We start from the raw sequence: 18657 nt of genomic DNA, 5'->3' as shown, positions 1-18657 counted from the left end.
TATGAAAAAAACCGTTCTTTATCTCCTGTTTATGTTAGCCATGTTTCCTGGTCCGGCATTGCCGACGGGGGACGAAGAGATCGTCATCATCGTTTCGCCTGAAAATCGGCGAAACAAGATTCTCGATGCGGAACTCAAATCCATTTATCTCGGTGAAAAAAAGGAATGGGAAGACGGCAAGGGAATTATTCCGGTGGATCTCGATGAAGCGGATCCGTTACGTGAAAAATTCGATATCACTTATTTGAACAAATCTCTTTCGAGTTTAAAATATTATTGGGTTCAACAGATTTTTACCGGACGCGGCGTCCCCCCTTTAGAATTGAAAAACGAACAGCTCGTCAAGGAATATGTCGCTTCCCATCCCGGTTCAATCGCCTATATTCACGCCAGAAATCTCGATGCCACTATCAGGAAGGTCCAGATAACCGGAGACCGATAGGGTTCTAATGGAAAAGCTCAAGAAATGGATTCATCTCTGGATCGATCCAAAAAAATATATTCCCCTCCTGGTAGGCCTTATTTTTGTGAGCGGCCTTCTCTTTACGGTCATGGTCTCGAATAATAATTCGGCAAGCCTCCTGGAAATACAGAAAAATACCTATCCACTTCTTCAAAATAGCACCCTTTTAAAAATTCAGATCAAATCAATTCAGTCTCAGTTCTACTACGCGATTACGCAAGAAGACTGGGACGCATTTCTAAGGGTCGAGATGGCGAGTTCGGAGCTGATGGACCTTCTCAAGGAGACTCAGCCCTATATTGAGGAAAAAGAATTTTACACTCAGATTGAAAAACAGACCTTGAATTATATTCAGCTATCGAACCGGGTCGGGCAGGATTTAATTCAGAAAACGATGAAATTTGAAAGCTCCAGGCCGGTGCTCACGGAACTGAGCAAAAAGGCAAAGGAAATCAATGATATGTACGAGACGCTCAGTAAATTGGGAGAGGACGAGTTTAGAAAGAAACTGGTCCGTTCAAGAGAGAACTCTCTGCTGACGCTTCGGATCGAAATCGGGACGGTTGTCCTGGGACTCATTATTATCGGCGGATTCTTATGGTATATACTCTTTCTCAATAAAAGCTTAACGGTATCCAACGAAAAGCTGGAGAAAAAGGTTAAAGAGCTGGAGGCATTTGTCTATACCGTGTCACATGACTTGAAATCACCTGTAGTTTCAATGCAGGGGATGGCTTCGTTGTTCAAAAAGGACTACGGGGGACAGATCGACGAAAAGGGAAAATATTATATCGACAGGATCATCGCGAATGCAGGGTTTATGGAAGACTTGATTCAGGGGTTGCTTCTCCTGTCGCGAGCCGGCAGAAAATCTGAAAAAATGGAGATGGCTTCAGTCTCGAAAGTCCTCCAGGATCTCCTCCTGATTAACCAGGAATCATTTAAATCCAGAAACGTGGAAGTGACAGTGGAAAGTGACCTCCCTGACCTTGTCTTTGAACGAACTCAGCTTCAACAGATCTTCCAAAATCTGATTTCCAATGCAGTGAAGTTTGTCGGGAACCAGGCATTTCCGAAAGTGAGTATCGGGGGATGGCAGGACAGAGACAGAATTGAGTATTATGTCAGAGACAACGGAATTGGTATTGATCCCGCCTACCATAAAAAGGTGTTCGGTGTGTTCCAGCGACTTGAAGATGTCGCCGTCGAGGGAACCGGTATAGGACTTTCAATAGTAAAAAAAATCATCGATATGGCGGGAGGTGAAATATGGATTGAATCTGAAAAAGGAAAAGGCGCAACTGTATTCTTTACTCTCCCCAAAAATCTCGCCTGAAGCCTGCGTTCTCCGTTTCAAATTGCCTCCCATTGACTTGACGTAATGGTTTAGATAATATCCGGCAGACATCACCATTCTTGAGTAACTCAGAGAAAGATCGAAAATGAAAGTCATCGCGACTTACCAGATTCCGGCTTCCCGGTGTCCGGATCCGGATAAACGAGGACGGGGAATAGCCCTGGGAATGACCATTGGCTCCTGGAGCGGCATTTCGTCCGCCCAGCAAGATCGGCAATCCCGATATGCCGGCGTTTATCTCGGTTCTGAAAATGTATTTTTGAATTCGGAAGAAAAAGTTCAATTAAGAATCGGATTTCCGATATCGAATTTCCCTGTTCGACTCAGTGAGATTCTAGTTGCCGTTTTCGGAAAGCTTTCCATGGACGGAGAGATCAAACTGGTCGATCTCTTTTTTCCCAGTGAAATGGCCAAAGAATTTCCAGGTCCGAAATTTGGAATCGAGGGAGTCCGGAAACACTTAAGACAGTTCCACCGGCCCCTCCTGATGAGCATATTTAAAAGCGGATTTGATCTTTCTCCGGAAGAATATGCCGAGGCTTTTGGAGAGCAGGTGAGCGGTGGTGTCGATATCGTGAAAGACGACGAAATCAATTTTGACGAGAAAGACCGGCTTGAAAGAGTGAAACATTGCCGGAAGGTCATCGATGATATCTCACGGAACGAAAATCGTCAGGTCCTTTACGCCGTGAATTTGTCAGCCCCGCCCAGTAAATTAATAGAAACAGCGTGCCACCTGGTGGACGAAGGAGCGAACGCCCTGCTGGTGAACGTGCTGGCCTACGGCTGGAATGTCATGCAGGAGTTGGCAGAGCATTCAAAAATAAATGTCATTTTGTTAGCGCATCCCGCACTGGCAGGATGCTTTTACCCTTCTTCGCGGCATGGCATTTCCGCTCCGCTGCTGCTGGGGAGTTTGATGAGAATGTCGGGTGCGGACCTGGCCTTGTTTCCATCGCCCTATGGAAACGTTTCGTTGCCTAAAGACGATGCGCTTGAAATCGCCGGACGGCTCTCGGAAAAATCGATGTTTAAAAGTTCCTTTCCGGTCCCTTCAGCGGGGATTCATCCCGGTATGATTCCGCAAATGATGATCGATTTTGGCAAAGACGTTGTGGTCAATGCGGGAGGAGGCATACATCATCACCCTTCCGGTACCCGCAACGGGGCGAAGGCTTTTCTCGATGCCATCAATGGACTCAGCGAAGGGATTGAGATTAACCGCATCGCAGAAAAGTCACCTGCTCTAAAAGAGGCTCTCTCCATTTGGAAGTCATGTTAAGCAGACGCCCTTTTGTTTTTATGGATTTTGACGGGACGATTACAGAAAAAGACAGCTTGATCGCCATTATGGAAAGATTTGCTCCTGAAAGCTGGATCGAGTTAAAGGATCTGACTCTTTCACGCCAGATCAGTGTCCGGAAGGGTGTTGGAGAGATGTTTTCACTTTTAGGTTCAAGTCAAAAGGAGGAAATCATCGCCTTTGTAAAAAAACAGACCATTTTTAGAGCGGGATTTCTGGAATTTCTGCACTGGTGTTCGGAAATGCAAATCGAATACAAGGTCCTGAGCGGAGGGATCGACTTCTATATCTATCCCTTGTTGGAAAAAGTCATTCCTCGGGAAAACATCCTTTGCAATCAGGGTGACTTTTCTGGGGCGAATATCCGGATTAACTGGAACAGTCCATGCGATTCCTATTGTCATCTCGATTGCGGAATCTGCAAAACAAGTTTTATCCGGCGCTATGATCCTTCCCGGTTCTTTCGCATTCTCTTAGGGGACAGCGTGACAGACTTTGGAGCGGCCACGGTGGCTGACCGGGTTTTCGCCCGTGATGCCCTGATGGCCGAATGCCAGAAGATCGGCATTCCGGCCGTTCCATTCAATGAATTTTATGATGTGATTCAGACCCTGAGAGATGACCCCTCGTTATTCTAAAACACTTCAAGACCTAGGCGGTGTCAAGAGTCTTTTTGCGTCCCGGGGCTGGATGAGAGCTACGAGCGGAAACTTTTCTCTCCGAGTTCAGGATGACCCTCTTGAATTTTTCATTTCGGTTAGCGGGAGGGATAAATCGATCAATCGAGCAGACGATTTTATTCGGGTCAATGAGAGAGGAGAGGTGAAGAGGGAGAAGGGGAGAAAAGGGCTGAAGAATCTCAGCCCTTCGGCTGAAGTCGGGGTTCATGCCGAGATTTACAGGAAGTGTTCTCCCGGTGTGGTCTTGCATGTCCATTCACTTTATAATACTTACATCTCACTTCACTCACCGGATCCGGATCTGTTTTTAATACAGGATTTGGAGATGATAAAAGGACTGGGTATCGGAGGCGACAATCCCGTTGTGCGAATTCCCATCGTTCCCAATGCGAGCAACCTGGAGGAACTGGCCCGGTCGGCTGGAAAAGTGATCCAGTCGTCGACGCCCGGCATTTTGATCAGGGGTCATGGCCTATATGCCTGGGGCGCGACGCTCCATGAAGCGAAGCGAAATGTGGAAGCTTTCGAATTCCTGTTTGAATATCTCGCGCTCGAAATGAGGCGGCCCGATTAATCACATCGTTTTTTTTTAAATTCGGGCGAAACCAGAAAAATGAATCGAGATAGATCGATCAAGAGAGAAACTTATGCGGATGGTTCAATTAAATCGGAAACGGAGTGGAAGAAAGACCGCAAGGACGGATTATTGCGCACCTACTTTGAAACAGGTGAATTGAAAAGTGAATTGAGGTTTAAAAACGGCATTTTGGAAGGGATGGCCAAAGGGTATTACTCAGGAGGACGGCTTCGAAATGAGCGCGAATATCATCGAGGAAAACCGGTAGGCAAAGGCCGGGAATTTTACGAAAGTGGTTTCCTGAAGTCGGAATGGAACTATCGCAATGGTAAACGCGAGGGGGTTATCCGTGAATACTATGAGGGGGGAGAAATTAAAGGAGAATGGAACTATCAAAAGGGTAAACCGCACGGCAGGGCCACAGAATATTATGTCAGCGGCGTCGTGAGAGTCGAAGGGGAGTTTCAGGAAGGAAAACAGATTGGCGAAACAAGGGTCTATGATGCAAAGGGCCTCATTCAGGAGGTTTGGAACCATCGCGAAGGAAAGTCTGAAAGAATTCAATGAAACGCGATAAAAGACTGGTTCCTCTTTCCTGGGGACATCACGAACTCCTGGTCTATGCCGACCGGGTCAAGATGGCTTTGACAACAGACCATCCCGCTTATCGTCATTCGGTGAAGGAACTTATAGAAAAGAGTAAACGGATTTGGGACGGCGTGTTGCGGCTCCATATTGAGGTGGAAAAGGAAGTTCTATTTCTATCTTTGTATCAAGAGATTCAGTTTAAAAGTGAATTAGAAATTCTGAACCGTGAGTTTGAGGAAATAACTCGACTTTACTTCGAAATTTCGGGCCCTCATGGGGATTTTCCCGATGCAGATCGCCGGCAGGTCGATAAACTGATTCGATTTTCCGAGTTGATTGTTCACCATGTCCGCTTTGAGGAAAGAGAGCTTTTCCCTAAGGTTCAGGAAGGGCTTAAGCAGGAGATCTTTAACCAGGTTGGGGAAGAGCTCTCTCGAAGGCTTCCCCGGCACTGTCGTATGCCGATCAAATAAAAGCGATTAAGCACACGACAAGGCCTGCGCGAAAATAGAAATCAGTTGAGCTGAGCGATATCCTTGTCGCTGATTCCAAGGAGATAAAGAATTGAATCAAGGTTTTTTCGGGTAATGCTATGCTGGGCGGCCGCACGAACTTTCGGCTTGGCGTTGAATGCGATACCCAACCCGGCCTTACCGATCATCATCAGGTCATTGGCCCCGTCGCCGATTGCAATGGCCTGATCGAGTGAAATTCCTTCCTTGGCTGCAATCTCTTCCAAAAGGTCAGATTTTTTCAAGCCATCGACAATTTCCCCGACGACCTCGCCGGTCAACTTTCCGTTGATGATTTCCAATTGATTGGAATAAGCATAATCGAGATTGAGTTCCTTCTTCAGACGATCGGTAAAATAACTGAATCCTCCGCTCAGGACAGCCGTCTTATACCCCATTTTTTGAAGAATGCGGATCAGTTCTCTTGCACCCGGCGTAAAGGGAATCCGGGAATATACCTTTTGCAGGGTCTCCTCGGGAAGACCCTTTAGCAGCCGGACACGTTCTCTCAACGCTTCTTTAAAATTGAGTTCTCCGTTCATGGCCCGTTCGGTGATCTCGGCCACTTTAAGGCCGACGCCCGCCTCCTTTGCCAGTTCATCTATTCCTTCCATCTGGACCAGTGTGGAATCCATATCCATCACAATCAGCCGCTTTGCTCTCCGGAAGAGGGTTTCTTTCTGGACAGAGATGTCAACGCCAAACTCTGCATTTAAATGGAGTAATTTTTTGGTCATGTCGCGCGGATGAATCGTTTTTTCAGCATTGATGATCATTTCGATACAATTTAATTTTTCCTCAGTCAATTTGCCGATTTTCTCTATATTGATTCCCTCTTCAAATAGGAGAAGACTGAGTTTTGCGATGACTTTTGCGTTGACTTCATCACCCAGGCAGGTAATGACATAGGATTGCCTTTGGGCCAGTTTATCGAATGCCTTTTCCTCAAGGATATCGAATCGAACCTGGATGCCAAGTTCATGGGCCTTGAACAACAGTTCTTTAATGAGATCTTGACTCTTTTTGCCCGGATCGAGGCTCACGATCATGGAAAGCGACAGGAGAGAACGGGTAACCACCTGCTCAATATCAAGCAGATTCGCACCCATCTCGGATATGAGGCCGACCAGTCCGGCCGTAATGCCAGGTTTGTCAGGTCCTGACACCGAAATGAGTATTTGAGGAGATGTCTGACTCATGCTGGCTATTTTTCTTTTGCTTTAAGTACGATAAAAAATGATCTCGATTCCCGGTTGATGTAAATGAGAGGAGAATCACTCTCTTTTATTTTTTTTGCTGCTTCGTTGAATTCACTGACGCTTTCAATTTTCTGTTTGTTGAGTTCCTTAATGACGTCTCCCTCCTTCAAACCCTCAATCTCAAAGCGGCTGTCGGGATCCAACCGGGTGATCAGAACACCTTTATCTGCTTTAAGCTTGTATTTCTCTTTTAACTCAGGCGTGATTTCGGTCACCGTAATTCCGAGAAGTGTCTCATTCTGTTTCTGTACGCTTGCGAGCTTCGGATCTTCCTTTCGTTCTCCCAAAATAATGGGTAGATTTTTCGCCTTCCCGTCCCGGAGTATAGCCAATTCAATTTTCTTTCCCGGAGTGATGCTGGCAACGATGCGTGATAGTGTGCTGGTTGAAGTAATTTCCCGGCCATCTATCCGGGTGATAATATCGCCTGGCTGAACGCCGGCTTTAAAAGCAGGTTCCCCTTCAAAGACTTCGCTGACCAGAATGCCCTCTCCCTCCTTGATGTGAAACTTGTCGGCAAGATCAGAACTGACTTCCTGGATCCCTATTCCGAGCCATCCCCGCGTTACCTTTCCGGTCTTTATTAATTGCGTAATGACCTCCTGGACCATGTTGGAGGGGATAGCGAATCCAATGCCCTGGGCAAAATTGATGATGGCCGTATTGATGCCAATGACTTCCCCTTTTAAATTGAGAAGCGGACCCCCGCTATTGCCCGGATTGATGGACGCATCCGTTTGGATGAAATCTTCGTACCGGGAGAGATTGACGCTTTCCCGACCCGTTGCGCTGATAACGCCGAGCGTCACGGTCCCTTCTAATCCGAAAGGATTTCCAACGGCGATTGCCCATTGACCCACTTTCACCTTGGTTGAATCTCCGATGGCCAGCGAGGGGAGGTCTCCCGGCGCCTCTATTTTGACCACGGCCACATCCGTATCATTGTCTCGTCCGATCACTTTGCCGATAAATTTGCGTTTATCTGAAAGCCGGACTTCCACTTCCTTTGCATCGGATACCACATGCTGATTGGTGATAATCGTTCCTTTTTTATCGATAATGACGCCGGATCCAGAGCCTTGAGGAACATCGGGGCGCTTCCTTTCGGGGCTCGAGTCGTCTGATTTTGCGGAATGTGAAGAGGTCTGGACCGGGGAGATATTGACGACGGCAGGTTTGGATTTAGCCGCGATTTCTATAAAAATCGTTTGAAATTGTTCGAGAGTCTTGACCGCTTCATCCAATCCCGCGCTTTTTGCCGAAGCCGGAATAATCATGATCATGCTGAATGAGACCAGTAAAAATGTGATTAAATGTGTCCATTTTGACGACCTCTTGAACTTCATTAAAAGCATTGAAAAACCTCCTTAAGTCAATAATTTATCCTTTATATCATATTCATCCAGATCTATACTAAAGAAAAATAGGGTCAAAATCCGATTCTTGTTGACTCGAGTCCACTTTATCACTAAAATTGGGGATAGTAGATTAACCATTTTTGTACTGGTATTAATGTATTTTCAGTCATTTAAGTGTATGATTCCTGGCAAGTTTCTTCTTGACTTTGATCAAGGCTCTGACTAAGATTTAACTCTTTTTTAGCACAGTATTTCGAGTAGATAAAAATAAACGACTGCTTCGACAAGGGGAGGAATGACTCATGGCTGGCAATAATATCATAGGAACATTGAATAAAAAAGGGCAGAAGTTTGTGAAGCCGGAATATATGTTTTTTGAGGCTCCCAGACAAGAATATTTTTTGACCGGGAGCGAAGTCGTGAAGGAGGCGATCCGGAGAGCGAGCGTTGATATTTCCATCGCTTACCCGATCACTCCCCAAAGCGAAGCCTCTGCTCTGATCGGTGAACTTTGGACAGAGGGTTATGTCGGAGATTATTTTAGAGGTGAAAATGAATTCGGCGTGATGAGTGAATGCGCCGGTGCGGCGTTTGGGGGGGCCAGGGTCTTTACAACGACCTCCGGGCCGGGGACTTTGCGCGCGTTTGAAAATTTTCCGATGTGGTCAGGTGCCAGGCTACCGATCATGATCAATGTGATGGTTCGAGGAGTTAATTCCCCATTGAATATTCAACCGGATACGCTCGAAATGTCCTTTCTTCTGGACACCGGCATGCTTATCTGGCATGCGGAAACCGCCCAGGAGCTCTTTGACATGCTGTTAAAGGGTTTTATCGTAGCGGAACAGCCCGATGTTCATCTTCCGATTGCCGTTTGTATCGATGGGTTCTTTGTCAGTCATACGAAGGAGATGGTCTCGTTGACCGGGGCTGATATCTGTATTCCCCCCTATGATCCATATCGCTCGCCCGTCCCTTGCATGGATATGGAGACACCTCCGGTCCGGATGATGAGAGATCCTTTTGTGATGAAAAGTAATTATATTAGTTATGCGACCCATGCCAGCTGGCAGCAGGAAGTCCGGGCCGCAATTGAAAGGTCGCGAAAATACTCGATCCAGTATCTGGGAGGTCTGATCGAAGAAGAAAACAGCGACGCAGATATTTTAATTGTTTCGTCTGGAACTGCCGTGGCCCAGGGACGGGAAGCCATCCGTCTGATGGCTGATGAAGGATTGAAAGTCGGGATTGTCAGAATTAAGACCATTCGGCCATTTCCCACTGAAGAGATTCGCCGCGCTACCCGAAATGCAAAGTTGATATTTGTGCCGGAGTTTAACGTCAGCGGTTGGATGGCGAGAGAAATCAAAGCATCGATCGATCGGAATGATCGCGTGATCGCGGGACCGCATGTTGCGGGCGGCATGACCTTGCCACCTGAAATCATCGTCGAGGAAATTAAAAAGCAGATCCATCTTAGAAAAAAGGAGCTCGTCCATGGGTAAAGATAAGATAAAGATCAGTCCTTCTTTGGAAGATATCATGCCGGTTGAATATCGGGAGCTTGTCGCCGATGCGACCTATGGAAAAGAAGGTCGAGGCTGGAAAGATATCGGGAGCGCGAAGGAGTTAATTGAAGAACATTCCCTCTGTGCCGGATGTCCGGAGTCAATTGCTTTTCGCTATGTTCTCGCTTCCCTGCCCAACCCTGAAGATACGGTGATGGTCGGCTCCACAGGATGTACAAGCCTTGTTTTCCCGCATGTCGCAGTACACAATATTCACTCTCTTTTTGGAAATCAGAACTCGGTTGCGTCTGGCCTGAAAAGAGCCCTGAAACTGAGGTTTCCGGAAAAGGAAAAGGATGTGGTTGTTTTGGCCGGTGACGGCGCAACGGTCGATATCGGTCTTGATATGACTCTTCAATCCTGGTTTCGCCAGGAAAAATTCACGACAATCTGTTTTGATAACGAACTTTACGCAAATACCGGAGGCCAGGAGAGCGGCCTCACCCAAAAAGGTTTCGTGATGAAGATGGCCCCGCAGGGCAAGAAATTTAATAAAGTGAGAATGCCTGAAATTGCCAAAGAATCCGGATGCGCCTATGTGGCAATTCTGACCGTCAGCAAGCCAAATCTTGTTGAACGGGTATTGAAAAATGCGGTCATGATCGCGAGGACCATTGGACCGACTTATGTGCAGATTTATACGCCATGTATTCTTGAAATCGGAAAGCAGAGTATGGAAGGCCTTCAGGAGATGAGAGATTCCGAGGGTCCCAGTGATCGATTTGCATTTAGGGAATACATGACAGACGAAGCAAAAGCCTATCTTGCTGAATTAGATGCCAAGAAAAAGGCCGCTGCGGCTCCCAAGATCGGAACCCCGGCCCCGGCGGGAGTAAAATAAAAATGAGAAAAAGAATCAATGTTCGGATCTCGGGACTGGGAGGTCAGGGCGCTGTGACATCGGCGCATGTTTTGGCAACCGCTGTTTCTAAAGAAGGAAGAAATGCGATCTCGAATCCCTTCTTTGGGGCTGAAAAGCGTATGGCTCCGGCGGAAAGTTATGTTCGGATTGCAGATCAAAAAATTTATGACCGGGGTGAGATTGTTTATCCCGATATCATTATGCTCTATCATCCGCAGGTTTATACCCAGGGAAAATGTTACACCATGCCGTTTTATTCCGGATTGAAGCGGGGAGGAATCGTGATTATCAACACGGATCATCCCATCTTGAGTGAGGAAGACGTAGAAAGGCTGAATGATCTGGATGCGAAACTGCTATACATAGATGCCACTCAAATTGCGGTCGATGTCGCCGGGACAGAGTTAGCCACGAATATGGCGATGCTTGGTGCGCTGGTGGGTTCGACGAAAGTCGTAAAAATGGAATCCATGGACAAGGCCCTGCAAGACCGGTTTGGAAAGAAATATGTTGCCTCCGGCGGCACCGCGACCCTTGACGAAGCAATCAAGAAGAAATTCGCCAAAAAGGAACAACTTCTTCAGAAAAATCTCCAGACGATCCAGAAGGGTTATGACATTGGAGAAGCGTGGGCAGAGTCTCTCAAGGTTCCGATGCTTGTGTGAGAGAAGTGCAGATGATAACCCGTTGAATTCCAGATTATAAGGAGAATGAATGTACGCAGTTGCTTTCGTAGAAGATGATAAATGTATTGCCAATAAAGGTTGCAGGCTTTGTATCCTTTATTGCCCTGAAGCGGATACACTGAAGCTGGACCCAGCCAAAAAGAAAGCCTATGTCGTGGAAAATCGTTGTAAAGGATGCGAGCTCTGCGTGGTTGTCTGCAAAAATGCAAAACACGATGCGATCACCATGGTGATGAGATAAGAAAATAAGAACGCTATTGATCAGGAGAGATTTCCGTTAAAGGGAATCTCTCCTTTTTTTCGAAAGGACCCATTCATGACCATCGATCCCGAAATAGAACAATCTTTAACAAAGCTATTGAAGGCCCTACAGGCATTTTCGGAGATCTATGATCGTAAAGCAGACGAGCTACGTATCAAGGGTCTTTCCGCCGAAAAGCTTCAGCCCATCATTGACGGTTCAGAAGCCATGAAAGACAGTGCCTCGATTTTATTGAGCTGGGCAAAATTTTACGTTGAGAAAATCAGTAACCCGATGGCTGAAAAAGAATCCGAATCGTACTACAAAGAATCCTGATGTCCTCTTTCAGGATTTTTTATTCTTAAACCCTTCCTCCTCACCTCTCTCATTTCCGACTTTGACCAAAAAGAGAGCCCTTTCTAGCCCCGGAACTACCGGAGAACTTCGTCGTCAGGGAAATATTTTGACAACCCAAACAGCAACGACTATAATTCAATGATTTTATGAGTAAAATTCAAAAACACATTCGAAATTTCTGCATTATCGCCCACATCGATCATGGTAAATCAACGCTTGCCGATCGGCTTTTAGAATATACCGGAACCCTTTCGCAGAGAGAGCTCAAAGAACAGTTTCTTGATGACATGGATCTGGAACGCGAACGAGGCATTACCATCAAAGCTCACGCAGTTCGGCTTATTTACGAGGCCCTCTCCAAAGAAAAATATATCTTGAACCTCATTGACACCCCGGGACATGTTGACTTTACTTACGAAGTCTCAAGAAGCCTTGCCGCTTGCGAGGGCGCGCTCCTTGTGGTTGACGCGACTCAGGGGGTTGAAGCCCAGACGATTGCCAACGCTAATCTGGCACTCGACAATCACCTCGAAATTATTCCCGTGATCAACAAAATCGATCTTCCCAGCGCTGATGTGGAGAAAGCACGCGAACAAATTGAAGATATCTTGAGTATTGATGCGGCCGATGCGATTCCGGCCAGTGCAAAGGAGGGGATCGGAATTCAGGAAATTCTTGAAGCCATTATCGCCAAGATTCCTCCTCCGGAGGGAGACCCCGAGGCACCGTTGAAAGCGCTGGTTTTTGATTCATGGTTCGACAATTATGAAGGCGCGGTGGTCCTTGTTAAAATCGTTCAGGGCACCATTCGTGTTGGTTCGAAAATTCGTTTTATGTCCAATCAGAAGGAATTTGACGTCATTTCGCTCGGTATTTTTACTCCCGGCAGAACCCCTGTCCAGGTACTGAGCGTCGGAGAAGCGGGTTGCCTCACAGGGGCCATCAAGAAGGTGGGCGATACCAAAATCGGAGATACGGTGACACTTGCGTCCCGACCTGCAGAGGAGGCGATTCCAGGATACCGGGACGTCAAGCCGATGGTTTTCTGCGGGCTTTATTGCCAGGATACCGCTGAGTATGAGAATCTCAGAGATGCGCTTGAGAAACTCCGTCTCAATGATTCTTCTTTCCGATACGAACCGGAGACCTCATTGGCGCTGGGATTCGGATTTCGCTGTGGGTTCCTGGGCCTTCTTCATATGGAGATCATTCAGGAAAGGCTGGAGCGCGAATATAACCTGAGTCTCATTAGCACCGCCCCGACCGTGGTTTACCGGATTACGACGGTCAAGCAGGAGATTTTGCTGATTGATAATCCCGCTAAATTGCCGGATCCTCAGAGAATTGAGAAATATGAAGAACCGTATATTGTTGCTTCGATTATTACGCCGGAGGAATATATGGGCTCCCTCATTACGCTTTGTCAGGAAAAAAGAGGCAATCAGAAGGATTTCAAATATATTGACAGAAAACGGGTGTTGCTGACCTATGAGATGCCGCTGAATGAAATCATTCTCGATTTTCATGATAAATTAAAATCTCTGACGAAGGGCTATGCGTCGTTTGACTATGAATTAATTGGCTACCGGGAATCTGACCTGGTCAAAATTGATATTCTCTTGAACGGAGAGACGGTCGATGCGCTTTCGTTTATGTCGCACCGGGCCAAATCGGCCCAGCGCGGCAAACAAATTGCGGAAAAGCTCAAGGAACTGATCCCCCGCCAGATGTTTGAAATTGCAATACAGGCGGCAATTGGAAGTAAAATTCTGGCCAGGGAAAATGTCAAGGCGCTGAAAAAGAATGTCACTGCGAAATGCTATGGAGGAGACATTTCCAGGAAAAGGAAATTATGGGAAAAGCAGAAGGAAGGGAAAAAGAGAATGAAACAGATTGGAAAAGTTGAAATTCCCCAGGAAGCTTTTCTGGCGGTACTAAAAATCAAGGAATAATTTTATATAGAAACGGGATATCAGGTCATGATGGTTGAAAAGAAAAAAAAGAAATCGATAATCAGAGAATACCTGGAAGCGATTGCCACCGCCTTCATTCTGGCACTTATTGTCATGACATTTGTGGTACAAGCATTTAAAATTCCTTCCGGATCGATGATCCCGACTTTGAGTGTGGGGGATCATATTTTTGTCTTGAAATTTATTTATGGTGTTAAAATCCCGTTTTCAGATACAATTCTATTTCATACTTGGTCTCCAAAAAGAGGCGACGTTGTGGTTTTCAAGTACCCACGAGATGAAAAAACCGATTTTATCAAGAGATTAATCGGAGAGCCGGGCGATACGATTGAAGTCAAGAATAAACTCCTTTATCTTAATGGGGAGCTCCTTAAGGAAACCTATACCATTCACACCGATTCCAATATGATCCCTGAAAGGGATAATTTCGGCCCCATCACGGTCCCTGAAGGTAAATATTTTATGATGGGAGACAATCGTGATCAGAGTCTTGACAGCCGGTTCTGGGGGTTTGTCAGTGAAAATAAGATTAAAGGGAGAGCGTCACTTATTTACTGGTCCTGGGATAGCAAGGAAGGCTGGGTCCGATTCGGAAGGATTGGAAAATTAATTCACTAATCGAGAATATTTGATTTGTATGCATTTCTCCTGAAGGTTTGGAGCGATAATGAAAAAGACAGCTGATCGAAGGCGAAAAAAAGTGAACCCGCTGGTCCATTATGTCAGGAAGTTCCCTCAATCCAAAGTCCTGGTGTTGGGCGATCTGATGCTGGATCATTATATTTGGGGTACCGTAAAACGGATCTCTCCGGAGGCGCCGGTTCCTGTCGTCAACGTGACATCGGAAAGCATGTTACTGGGCGGCGCCGCGAATGTCTGCCATAATATTCTTTCTCTGGGAGGACAGACTGAACTGGGTGGAACGATTGGAAAAGATGACTCCGGAGGCTGGATCAAACAGCGGTTAAGAGAAATGAAAATGAGAGGGGAGGGTGTCGTCGAGGAAGAAGGGCGTCCGACAACCCGAAAAACGAGAATTATTGCCCATAGTCAGCAGGTCGTCCGGTTTGATCATGAAAGAAAGGGAGAGATCTCCACTAAAAGCCAGCAGAAACTTCTCTCCTGGTTAGAGAAAAGCCTTGACGAATTCCAGTGTCTCGTGATTTCGGATTACGACAAGGGAGTGGTCACCGAAGATCTGGTCAGGGCGGCCATTGATCGCGCCCGGGAACTTAAAATAAAAATCATCGTAGATCCGAAGATCAGCCATTTTTCCTATTATAAAGGGGTCACCCTCATCACGCCCAATCATCTTGAAGCCTCCCAGGGAGCCGGGATCGAAATTGAAAATGAAAAAACGCTTATTCAGGCGGGTTGGACGATTCGGGAAAAACTGGAATGTGAATCCGTGCTCATCACCCGGGGAGAGTCAGGAATGTCTTTATTCGAAGAAAGTGGTGAAGTAACGCATATTCCGGCCGTCGCACAGAATGTCTATGATGTGACCGGCGCTGGAGATACGGTGGTCAGCGTCCTGGCCCTGGCGTTGTCGGCAGGAGCCGATTTAAAAGAGGCCGCTTGTCTGGCGAATCATGCCGCCGGGATCGTAGTGGGAGTCGTTGGAACGGCAACGGTAGATCCCGAGCGATTGATTTCCGAACTGAATCAATCGGAATGACCGCGAATTTGCCGATGAATAAGGTGACGGTCATTATTCCTGCAAGGTACGGATCGTCACGGTTTTCCGGAAAGCCGCTTGCGGAGGTTTGCGGGAAGCCTCTCATTTACCATTGCTATCAATCGATTGCACGGTCGAAACGAATCGATCGGGTTATTGTGGCAACCGATGATCTCCGGATCCAGAAAAGTGTGGAAGCATTTGGCGGAAACGCGATTTTGACTTCGACAAATTTGAAAACCGGAACTGACCGCCTTTCACAGGTGGTTGCAAGTCTGGACGGGGAGATCTTTATTAATGTGCAAGGGGATGAAATCCTGCTTCAGTCTGATTTTCTTGATCCCCTGATCGATCTGTTTATTAAAAATACGGCGATTCAAATGGCAACGTATAAAAGGGAGATCACTTCCTGGAAAGATCTCAATAATCCGAATATCGTTAAAGTGGTGACCGACCTGGAGGGATATGCTCTTTATTTTTCCCGTGCGCCCATTCCGTTTCTTCGAGACCGATCAGAGAATCAACCTTTCCCCGGCAAGAGTTATTTCCGTCATTTCGGAATTTATATTTATCGAAAAGAACTTCTTAAACGTTATTCAACCTGGGAGGAGTCTTTACTGGAGCAATTTGAAAAATTGGAGCAGTTAAGAGCGATGGAACATGGAGTCAGAATATTTGTAAAGGAGACGACCGGTGATTCTCTCAGGGTAGATACTCCGGAAGATCTGGAAGAGGTCAAAAAAATAATCAAGGGGAATCATGGGTAAATTTATCTTTGTCACCGGAGGGGTAATTTCGTCATTAGGAAAGGGGTTGGCGTCCGCTTCAATTGGAGCGATTCTGGAAGCTCGGGGATTAAAGGTCACCTTTTTGAAACTCGACCCTTACATCAATGTCGACCCGGGAACGATGAATCCCTACCAGCACGGAGAAGTATTTGTGACCGATGATGGTGCCGAGACGGATCTGGATCTGGGTCATTACGAACGGTATACTTCGGTCACCATGCTGAAACGAAATAATTTTACCACCGGCAAGATCTATGACACCGTTATTCGAAAGGAGCGAAGAGGTGATTATCTGGGCGGAACCGTGCAAGTCGTGCCCCACATCACAGATGAGATAAAGAAATGCATCCGAAATGTCGACTGGGGAGTCGATGTCGTGATTGTCGAAATCGGAGGAACAGTCGGAGATATCGAGTCGCTTCCTTTTCTTGAGGCAATCCGGCAAATTCCCTTTGATGTGGGGAGGGAAAATGTTCTCTATATTCATTTAACCCTGGTGCCCTATATTTCTACGGCGGACGAGCTCAAAACAAAACCCACCCAACACAGCGTCAATAAACTGAGGGAGATCGGAATACAACCCGATCTTCTTCTTTGTCGAACGGACCGTCCTATTGCGGCCGATATCAAAAGAAAGATCGCTCTTTTTTGCAATCTTCTTCCAGAAGAAGTCATTTCGGCGGAAGATGTTGATACGATCTATGCCGTTCCAGTGCATTTAAATAACGAGAAGCTTGACGACATGATACTTGAAAAACTCCACCTGACGGGACAGCCTGCTCATTTGGAGAAATGGAAAGAAATCGTTCAGGTTTTGCGAGCTCCGGATGAAACGGTTGAAATCGCGCTGGTTGGCAAATATATTGAATTGAAAGAATCGTATAAATCACTTCTGGAGGCGTTGGTTCATGGAGGACTTGCAAACCGATCCAAGGTAAAGGTGAAATGGGTTGACGCAGAAGAAGTTGAAAAAAACGGGCCGGATCAATATCTTGCTTCTGTTCATGGCATTCTCGTTCCAGGTGGCTTCGGCGATCGCGGTATAGAGGGGAAAATTACGACAATTCAATACGCACGCGAAAACAAGAGGCCTTTTTTTGGAATTTGTCTTGGGATGCAGTGCGCCGTCATCGAGTTTGGCAGGCATGTCCTGAAAATGGAAAAAGCCAATAGCGCAGAATTTGACCGGGAATCCCCTTATAAACTGATCGCCCTCATGACGGATCAACAGGAACTGACTGACAAAGGCGGGACCATGCGGCTCGGTTCCTATCCCTGTATCTTGCTTAAGGAGAGTAAAGCCTATCAATCGTACGACAAAATTGAAATCCGGGAACGGCATCGACATCGATATGAATTGAATAACCAGTATCGTGATCAGCTGCAAAAGGGAGGATTAGTCATCAGCGGCGTCTCACCGGATCAAAGGCTTGTCGAAATTGTGGAAATAAAAAATCATCCCTGGTATGTCGGTGTCCAGTTCCATCCTGAATTCAAGTCAAGACCCCTTGATCCTCATCCTTTATTTAAGGACTTCATCAAAGCTGCTCTTACCCACCTGAAAGGGAGTGCATGATTTCTAAAACAGTCTCTCTGGGTCACATGTCTCTTGGAGGGGGGAATCCGATATTTTTGATTGCAGGACCCTGTGTGATTGAGAACGAGTCCTTTATGCTGGAAACGGCAAAGCGTATTCAGGAGATCTGTACTAAACACCAGGTTCCGCTCATCTTCAAGTCTTCCTATGACAAGGCAAACCGTTCCTCCCATGCCTCGGTCAGGGGGCCAGGCATTGGTAAAGGGCTCGAGATCCTTCAGAAGATAAAGGATCAGCTGCGTGTTCCGGTGTTGTCCGATGTTCATAATATCGAAGAGGTGAAATTGGGAGCTAAAGTCCTGGATGTTCTTCAGATTCCTGCGTTTCTTTGCCGCCAAACCGATCTTCTTTTTGCCGCAGCAGATACAGGGTGTATTGTGAATATTAAAAAGGGTCAGTTTCTTTCCCCGTGGGATGTCAAAAATATTGTTGAGAAAATGGAATCGATTCATTGTGTGCGATTCATGCTTACGGAAAGAGGCGCAAGTTTTGGTTATAATAATCTGGTGAGCGATTTGAGGGCGCTTCCGATCATGAGGGGTTTTGGTTACCCGGTTGTCTTTGACGGTACCCATTCTGTCCAATTGCCCGGTGGAGGGGGGACGACTTCTTCCGGACAACGGGAATTTGTAGCCCCGCTGGTAAGAGCTGCGGTTGCTGCCGGCTGTGACGGTCTCTTCCTTGAAGTTCATCCAGATCCTGACCACGCGCCGTCGGACGGTCCGAATATGATTACTCCGCTTCAACTTGATCAGCTCCTGTCACAAGTCAGACGGATCGAATTGGCTTTAAAATAGAAAATATAAAAGA

General features: G+C 46.6%; 20 protein-coding genes. 18 read left to right on the top strand and 2 right to left on the bottom strand.

The features are described 5' to 3' along the window. Position 1: 1 nt before the first annotated feature. The 7 genes from HY200_07015 to HY200_06985 all read left to right on the top strand — a co-directional run bounded on the left by HY200_07015 (position 2) and on the right by HY200_06985 (position 5441). The gene (locus HY200_07015; GenBank protein ID MBI3594695.1) at positions 2–442 is read left to right on the top strand and encodes a phosphate ABC transporter substrate-binding protein; all 441 of its coding nucleotides are present in this window, start codon (positions 2–4) and stop codon (positions 440–442) included. A 7-nt stretch (positions 443–449) separates the two neighbouring features. Beyond that, positions 450–1799: a hypothetical protein gene (locus tag HY200_07010; GenBank protein MBI3594694.1), complete on the top strand. Its 1350-nt coding sequence runs from the start codon at positions 450–452 to the stop codon at positions 1797–1799. Between the two features lie 106 nt (positions 1800–1905). Continuing rightward, positions 1906–3102 carry a 2,3-diketo-5-methylthiopentyl-1-phosphate enolase gene (locus HY200_07005; GenBank protein ID MBI3594693.1) on the top strand — a complete coding sequence of 399 codons (1197 nt, stop codon included), beginning with the start codon at positions 1906–1908 and terminating at the stop codon, positions 3100–3102. Further along, positions 3096–3761 carry an MtnX-like HAD-IB family phosphatase gene (locus HY200_07000; protein ID MBI3594692.1) on the top strand — a complete coding sequence of 222 codons (666 nt, stop codon included), beginning with the start codon at positions 3096–3098 and terminating at the stop codon, positions 3759–3761. Before HY200_07005 ends, HY200_07000 begins: the two co-directional genes overlap by 7 nt. A gap of 52 nt (positions 3762–3813) precedes the next feature. Then, a complete protein-coding gene (gene mtnB, locus HY200_06995; GenBank protein MBI3594691.1) occupies positions 3814–4377 on the top strand; it encodes a methylthioribulose 1-phosphate dehydratase in 564 nt (187 codons plus the stop codon). Positions 4378–4416: 39 nt separating this feature from the next. After that, a complete protein-coding gene (locus tag HY200_06990) occupies positions 4417–4947 on the top strand; it encodes a toxin-antitoxin system YwqK family antitoxin (GenBank protein MBI3594690.1) in 531 nt (176 codons plus the stop codon). Beyond that, positions 4944–5441: a hypothetical protein gene (locus HY200_06985; protein MBI3594689.1), complete on the top strand. Its 498-nt coding sequence runs from the start codon at positions 4944–4946 to the stop codon at positions 5439–5441. Before HY200_06990 ends, HY200_06985 begins: the two co-directional genes overlap by 4 nt. A 41-nt stretch (positions 5442–5482) precedes the next feature. On the opposite strand, the gene serB is transcribed toward HY200_06985, so the two are convergent. Together serB and HY200_06975 are read right to left on the bottom strand one after the other, a co-directional pair. Further along, entirely contained in the window at positions 5483–6679 is a 1197-nt protein-coding gene (gene serB, locus HY200_06980) for a phosphoserine phosphatase SerB (protein MBI3594688.1), read from the bottom strand. A gap of 5 nt (positions 6680–6684) precedes the next feature. Continuing rightward, the gene (locus HY200_06975) at positions 6685–8094 is read right to left on the bottom strand and encodes a Do family serine endopeptidase (protein ID MBI3594687.1); all 1410 of its coding nucleotides are present in this window, start codon (positions 8092–8094) and stop codon (positions 6685–6687) included. A 305-nt stretch (positions 8095–8399) separates the two neighbouring features. Here HY200_06975 and HY200_06970 point away from each other — a divergent pair, with 305 nt between their 5' ends. The 11 genes from HY200_06970 to kdsA all read left to right on the top strand — a co-directional run bounded on the left by HY200_06970 (position 8400) and on the right by kdsA (position 18644). After that, complete coding sequence (locus HY200_06970) at positions 8400–9602, top strand: ferredoxin oxidoreductase (GenBank protein ID MBI3594686.1); 1203 nt, start codon at positions 8400–8402, stop codon at positions 9600–9602. Further along, the gene (locus tag HY200_06965) at positions 9595–10506 is read left to right on the top strand and encodes a ferredoxin oxidoreductase (GenBank protein ID MBI3594685.1); all 912 of its coding nucleotides are present in this window, start codon (positions 9595–9597) and stop codon (positions 10504–10506) included. Before HY200_06970 ends, HY200_06965 begins: the two co-directional genes overlap by 8 nt. Positions 10507–10508: 2 nt before the next feature. Then, positions 10509–11192: a 2-oxoacid:acceptor oxidoreductase family protein gene (locus HY200_06960; protein MBI3594684.1), complete on the top strand. Its 684-nt coding sequence runs from the start codon at positions 10509–10511 to the stop codon at positions 11190–11192. Between the two features lie 49 nt (positions 11193–11241). Further along, positions 11242–11454: a pyruvate ferredoxin oxidoreductase gene (locus tag HY200_06955; GenBank protein ID MBI3594683.1), complete on the top strand. Its 213-nt coding sequence runs from the start codon at positions 11242–11244 to the stop codon at positions 11452–11454. A 75-nt stretch (positions 11455–11529) separates the two neighbouring features. Beyond that, the gene (locus HY200_06950; GenBank protein ID MBI3594682.1) at positions 11530–11790 is read left to right on the top strand and encodes a hypothetical protein; all 261 of its coding nucleotides are present in this window, start codon (positions 11530–11532) and stop codon (positions 11788–11790) included. A 167-nt stretch (positions 11791–11957) separates the two neighbouring features. Further along, on the top strand, positions 11958–13763 hold the full coding sequence (lepA, locus tag HY200_06945) for an elongation factor 4 (GenBank protein ID MBI3594681.1): 1806 nt from the start codon (positions 11958–11960) through the stop codon (positions 13761–13763). Positions 13764–13790: 27 nt separating this feature from the next. After that, positions 13791–14402 (top strand): signal peptidase I, encoded by a 612-nt coding sequence (gene lepB, locus HY200_06940; protein MBI3594680.1) that lies wholly within the window; start codon positions 13791–13793, stop codon positions 14400–14402. A gap of 49 nt (positions 14403–14451) precedes the next feature. Beyond that, positions 14452–15462, top strand: a complete 1011-nt coding sequence (rfaE1, locus tag HY200_06935) for a D-glycero-beta-D-manno-heptose-7-phosphate kinase (GenBank protein ID MBI3594679.1) — start codon at positions 14452–14454, stop codon at positions 15460–15462. Beyond that, the gene (kdsB, locus tag HY200_06930; GenBank protein ID MBI3594678.1) at positions 15459–16229 is read left to right on the top strand and encodes a 3-deoxy-manno-octulosonate cytidylyltransferase; all 771 of its coding nucleotides are present in this window, start codon (positions 15459–15461) and stop codon (positions 16227–16229) included. The genes rfaE1 and kdsB overlap by 4 nt, the downstream gene beginning before the upstream one ends. Further along, the gene (locus tag HY200_06925) at positions 16222–17826 is read left to right on the top strand and encodes a CTP synthase (GenBank protein ID MBI3594677.1); all 1605 of its coding nucleotides are present in this window, start codon (positions 16222–16224) and stop codon (positions 17824–17826) included. The genes kdsB and HY200_06925 overlap by 8 nt, the downstream gene beginning before the upstream one ends. Beyond that, positions 17826–18644 (top strand): 3-deoxy-8-phosphooctulonate synthase, encoded by an 819-nt coding sequence (gene kdsA, locus HY200_06920; GenBank protein MBI3594676.1) that lies wholly within the window; start codon positions 17826–17828, stop codon positions 18642–18644. The genes HY200_06925 and kdsA overlap by 1 nt, the downstream gene beginning before the upstream one ends. Positions 18645–18657 lie beyond the last annotated feature (13 nt).

The sequence above is a fragment of the Nitrospirota bacterium genome (genome assembly GCA_016194305.1).
Lineage (GTDB): Bacteria > Nitrospirota > Nitrospiria > JACQBW01 > JACQBW01 > JACQBW01.
Note: the sequence above shows the minus strand (reverse complement) of the source record. Positions and strands in the feature narration are given on the sequence as shown.